We start from the raw sequence: 5,159 nt of genomic DNA, 5'->3' as shown, positions 1-5,159 counted from the left end.
ACGCAAAATGCCCCTTGTTGGTCAGCGACGTCCTGCTCTCCCACGGACTACTCCGCAGTACCATCGGCGCTCGGGGGCTTAACTTCCGGGTTCGGAATGGGACCGGGTGTGCCTCCCCTGCCATGGTCGCTGACCAACAAGGGGCATTCTGCTGTCAGGGGCGGCTCCGCGCCGTGCCCTGGGGGCCGCACAGCGTGACGTCGGGCTTCCCTCTGGGATCGCTCGAGCTTGGAATGAAGAGAAGAGCTCGGCCGATTAGTACCGCTCGACTCAACCCCTCGCGGGGCTTACATCTGCGGCCTATCGAACTCGTAGTCTACGAGTGGCCTTACCGAAGGGAGAACTCATCTCGGGACTGGCTTCCCGCTTAGATGCTTTCAGCGGTTATCCGAACCGGACTCAGCTACCGGGCAGTGCCGTTGGTCGACAACCCGTACACCGGAGGTCCGTCCACCCCGGTCCTCTCGTACTAGGGGCAGCCTCCCTCAGTTCTCCTACGCCCACGGAGGATAGGGACCGAACTGTCTCACGACGTTCTGAACCCAGCTCGCGTACCGCTTTAAATGGCGAACAGCCATACCCTTGGGACCTGCTCCAGCCCCAGGATGCGATGAGCCGACATCGAGGTGCCAAACCTTCCCGTCGATGTGGACTCTTGGGGAAGATCAGCCTGTTATCCCCGGAGTACCTTTTATCCGTTGAGCGACGGCCATACCACGCTGAGCCGCCGGATCACTAGAACCTGGTTTCCCATCTGCTCGACCTGTCCGTCTCGCAGTCAAGCCTGCTTATGCTCTTGCACTCAAAGGGACGGTTGCCGACCGTCCTGAGCAGACCTTACGTGCGCCTCCGTTACTCTTTAGGAGGCGACCGCCCCAGTCAAACTACCCACCTGACACGGTCCCCACGCCGGGTGACGGTCGCGGGTTAGGATGCCAGAACGTCGAGGGTGGTATTCCAAGGGCGACTCCCCAGAGACTGGCGTCCCTGGTTCAGCGTCTCCCACCTATCCTCTACACGACGAACCGGCAGCCAATGTCAAGCTGCAGTAAAGGTTCACGGGGTCTTTCCGTCCTTCCGCGGGTAAGTCGCATCTTCACGACTAGTGCAATTTCACCGGGTCCATGGTTGAGACAGCGCCCAAATCGTTACGCCTTTCGTGCAGGTCGGAACTTACCCGACAAGGAATTTCGCTACCTTAGGACCGTTATAGTTACGGCCGCCGTTTACCGGGGCTTGGATTCGCCGCTTCGCTCGCGCTGACGGCTCCTCGTGACCTTCCGGCACCGGGCAGGCGTCAGACCCTATACGTCGTCTTACGACTTCAGCAGAGTCCTGTGTTTTTGATAAACAGTCGCTTGGGCCTATTTACTGTGGCCGCCCTGGGCTCGGGGAGCAAGTCCCTCCACCCGAGGCGGCACCCCTTCTCCCGAAGTTACGGGGCAATTTTGCCGAGTTCCTTAACCATGGTTCTCCCGATCGCCTTGGTATGCTCTACCCACCCACCTGTGTCGGTTTGCGGTACGGGCCCCTGCGGGCTCCCTAGGGGGTTTTCTTGGAAGCATGGGCTCACTGGCTTCGCTCAGTCGCTTCGTCCGGCACCTCAGCCGTCGCGAGGGGCGCGTTTCACTACCCCTCAGCCTACGTGCCATCGCGGGGACGTCCAGAACCCCGTCCAGCTACCCTTCTCCGTCGCCCCATCGGTGATAGCGCCCGTTCGGGGGTGCAGGAATGTCGACCTGCTGTGCATCGGCTACGCCTTCCGGCCTCGCCTTAGCTCCCGACTGACCCTGGGAGGATTAGCCTCGCCCAGGAAACCTTGGGTTTACGGCGGCGGCGTTTCCCACGCCGCTCTCGTTACTCATGCCAGCATTCTCACTTCCGGCCGGTCCACCGCGGGTCGTCCCGCGGCTTCGCCCCAGACGGAAAGCTCCCCTACCACTAGATGAAATCTAGTCCGCCGCTTCGGTGCCGTGCTTAGCCCCGTATATTGTCGGCGCATGTCCACTCGACCAGTGAGCTATTACGCACTCTTTAAATGAATGGCTGCTTCTAAGCCAACATCCTGGTTGTCTAGGCAAACGCACATCCTTTGCCACTTAGCACGGACTTCGGGACCTTAGCGGGCGGTCTGGGCTGTTTCCCTTTCGAACACACAGCTTAGCCCACATGTTCTGACTCCCGGACTCTGGACCGGCGGTATTCGGAGTTTGATTGGAGTTGGTAGGCGGTGAGGCCCCCGCGTCCATTCAGTGCTCTACCCCCGCAGGTAAACGTCCGAGGCTAGCCCTAAAGCTATTTCGGGGAGAACGAGATATCTCCGGGTTTGATAGGCCTTTCACTCCTATCCACAGGTCATCCCCCCAGTTTTCAACCTAGGTGGGTTCGGCCCTCCACGGGGTCTTACCCCCGCTTCAGCCTGCCCATGGATAGCTCACCCGGCTTCGCGTCTACGGCGCGCGACTGCTCGCCCGTTTCGGACTCGCTTTCGCTGCGGCTCGCTTCGTGGCTTAACCTCGCCACGCGCCGTAACTCGCTGGCTCATTCTACAAAAGGCACGCCGTCACAGCGCAAGCGCTGCTCCGACTGCTTGTAGGCAAACGGTTTCAGGTACTATTTCACTCCCCTCCCGGGGTGCTTTTCACCTTTCCCTCACGGTACTGGTCCACTATCGGTCACAGGAGAGTATTTAGGATTGGAGGGTGGACCCCCCAGCTTCCCACCGGGTTTCACGTGTCCGGCGGTACTCAGGAACCAAGCGGCAGTCCTCGCGGATTCGCGTACGGGGCTCTAACCCTGTCCCGCCGGCCTTCCCATGCCGTTCCGCTTCCACGAGGTTTTGTAACTGCGCAGTGCTTGGCCCTACAACCCCGGCGGCGCTTGCGCGGCCGCCGGTTTGTCCTAGGTCCCCGTTCGCTCGCCACTACTAGGGGAATCTCGATTGATTTCTCTTCCTCGGGGTACTTAGATGTTTCAGTTCCCCCGGTTGCCTCCCACCGGCCTATGTGTTCGGCCGGCGGTGACGGGAAATGACTCCCGTCGGGTTCGCCCATTCGGAGATCCGCGGGTCGAGCGGGCAAGTGCCCCTAACCGCGGCTTATCGCAGCTTGTCACGTCCTTCGTCGGCTTCCTGTGCCAAGGCATCCACCGTTTGCCCTTACCATCTTCTCTTCGATGGCTCGAACATACTTAAAGTCTCGCGGCGGCTGGCGCCGCCGCGTCTTCAGATGCGATCTTCTTTGAGGAAAATCTTTCGTCACGCTATGCAGCTCTCAAGGTACGGCGAGGGCGAGCCCTCGAGACCGGACACTGCGCGCCCCGGGGGGCGCGACGAAGGCATCAGCGGGACTGGCGGGGACGTCCGCCGTCATGTTGTTCTCTTCTAAAGAGGCGATTCTCCCTAGAAAGGAGGTGATCCAGCCGCACCTTCCGGTACGGCTACCTTGTTACGACTTCACCCCCCTTACCAACCACACCTTCGGCGCCTCCCTCACGAGGTTGGGCCGACGACTTCGGGTGCAATCGACTCGGGTGGTGTGACGGGCGGTGTGTACAAGGCCCGGGAACGCATTCACCGCGGCGTGCTGATCCGCGATTACTAGCAACTCCGACTTCATGGAGGCGGGTTGCAGCCTCCAATCCGAACTGGGGCCGGCTTTGGGGATTCGCTCCCGCTCGCGCGGTGGCAGCCCATTGTGCCGGCCATTGTAGCACGTGTGCAGCCCAGGACATAAGGGGCATGATGACTTGACGTCATCCCCACCTTCCTCCGGCTTGACGCCGGCGGTCTCGCATGGGTGCCCGGCCGAACCGCTGGCAACATGCGACGGGGGTTGCGCTCGTTGCGGGACTTAACCCAACATCTCACGACACGAGCTGACGACAGCCATGCACCACCTGTCTAGGCTCCTCTCGGCCACGGCGTTTCCGCCGCTTCACCTAGATGTCAAGCCCTGGTAAGGTTCTTCGCGTTGCTTCGAATTAAGCCACATGCTCCGCTGCTTGTGCGGGCCCCCGTCAATTCCTTTGAGTTTTAGCCTTGCGGCCGTACTCCCCAGGCGGGACACTTAATGCGTTAGCTGCGGCACGGAGGGACTCTCCCCCCACACCTAGTGTCCATCGTTTACGGCTAGGACTACCAGGGTATCTAATCCTGTTCGCTCCCCTAGCTTTCGCTCCTCAGCGTCAGTTGTGGCCCAGAAGGCCGCCTTCGCCACCGGTGTTCTTCCAAATATCTGCGCATTCCACCGCTACACTTGGAATTCCGCCTTCCCCTACCAAACTCAAGTCCGCCGGTATCGGGAGCGGGCGGGGGTTGAGCCCCCGGATTTGACTCCCGACCTAACGGACCGCCTACGAGCGCTTTACGCCCAATGAATCCGGATAACGCTCGCCCCCTACGTATTACCGCGGCTGCTGGCACGTAGTTAGCCGGGGCTTCTTCTGCAGGTACCGTCAGGTTTCCCCCTCGTCCCTGCTGAAAGCGGTTTACGACCCGAAGGCCTTCGTCCCGCACGCGGCGTCGCTGCGTCAGGCTTTCGCCCATTGCGCAAGATTCCCCACTGCTGCCTCCCGTAGGAGTCTGGGCCGTGTCTCAGTCCCAATCTGGCTGGTCGGTCTCTCAACCCAGCTACCCATAATCGCCTTGGTGGGCCGTTGCCCCACCAACTAGCTAACAGGCCGCGGGCCCATCCCTCGCCGTCTGGGCTTTCCCGGTCCCCCCATGCGGGGGGTCCGGAGTATCCGGTATTATCCACGGTTTCCCGAGGCTGTCCCGGTGCGAGGGGCAGGTTGCCCACGTGTTACTCAGCCGTTCGCCACTTTATACACACCCGGAGGTGCTTTAACCGTTCGACTTGCATGTGTTAGGCGCGCCGCCAGCGTTCATCCTGAGCCAGGATCGAACTCTCCGTTCAAATGCCAGGCGGCCTAGAGCCGCCTTACAGTGTGAGTGGTCGGTCCGTCCCGTCCAAAGATCCCGCTGATCTCGGATTCGCTGAAATTGACGTCTCTGTGTGTCAGAGATTCGAATTTCGCTGGTCTGTCTTCGTCGATCTCTCGATCGCAGTATCCGGTTTTCAAGGTTCGCCGCGCTGGTCGGGGGCGCCTGCCCCGTCGCTGCGCGGGGATTAACTATACGCACCCCGGCGCCCCGCGGG

General features: G+C 61.0%; 3 rRNA genes. All 3 read right to left on the bottom strand.

What is annotated here, in order from left to right:
* Window positions 1-19: 19 nt before the first annotated feature.
* Window positions 20-134: ribosomal RNA gene (gene rrf, locus ACULPM_RS10910) — 5S ribosomal RNA — on the bottom strand.
* A 101-nt stretch (window positions 135-235) separates the two neighbouring features.
* Window positions 236-3,171 (bottom strand): 23S ribosomal RNA (locus tag ACULPM_RS10905).
* A gap of 233 nt (window positions 3,172-3,404) precedes the next feature.
* Window positions 3,405-4,916: ribosomal RNA gene (locus tag ACULPM_RS10900) — 16S ribosomal RNA — on the bottom strand.
* The 16S, 23S and 5S rRNA genes sit together here, the layout of an rRNA operon.
* Window positions 4,917-5,159: the final 243 nt, after the last annotated feature.

Source organism: Thermophilibacter sp. ZX-H3 (assembly GCF_052599055.1).
Note: the sequence above shows the minus strand (reverse complement) of the source record. Positions and strands in the feature narration are given on the sequence as shown.